This is a genomic window from Halochromatium sp. NSM3 (assembly GCF_059621085.1).
This window is the reverse complement of record NZ_JCAQIA010000098.1, coordinates 1-515: the sequence shown is the minus strand read 5'-3', so window position 1 is coordinate 515 and position 515 is coordinate 1. Positions and strand designations below refer to the sequence as shown.

Genomic DNA, 515 nt, shown 5'->3' with positions numbered 1-515 from the left:
GCCCGGGTATCGGATTCGTTATCTCGATGGCAACTGTCTGGCCGCCATCGCCCGGCGTCAGGCGGCCTTCGTTCCGCTATCACGCGGGCCTGAGCGTCAAGCCGCTCAGTGCCCGGCAACCGGTGGGCCACGGTGGCGATGGCGCGCTGTTCGAGCAGCCCGTGCAGGTCACCGATGCCGAGGGACACACCTGGACCTGGCGGCGCGTGGTGCTCAAAGGTGCTCAAACTCAAGCGTGCGACCCGCAACGGCGATCGGGCGCTGATCGTCTTGACCCACCTGCCCGCCGAGCAGGCCGATGCCGCCACCGTGGCCGCGCTCTATCGCGGGCGCTGGACCATCGAGACGGCGTTTCAAAAGCTCGAGGGCCATCTCCACTCCGAGCTCAACACCCTCGGCTATCCGCAGGCGGATCTGGCTCAGCTCTGCGCCTTGCTGCTGGCCCTGGCTCAGCAGGTCAATCTGAAGAAGCTGCGCAAGACCACCCGAGGGGCGAAGAAACCGCGCACACCACG

1 protein-coding gene is annotated in these 515 nt (G+C 67.0%); it reads left to right on the top strand.

The window, feature by feature from the left end; translation table 11 throughout:
• Positions 1–219: 219 nt before the first annotated feature.
• Positions 220–515, top strand: a 296-nt coding sequence (locus tag AC54T3_RS17470; protein ID WP_496626582.1) for a transposase, incomplete at its 3' end; no start/stop codon positions are given.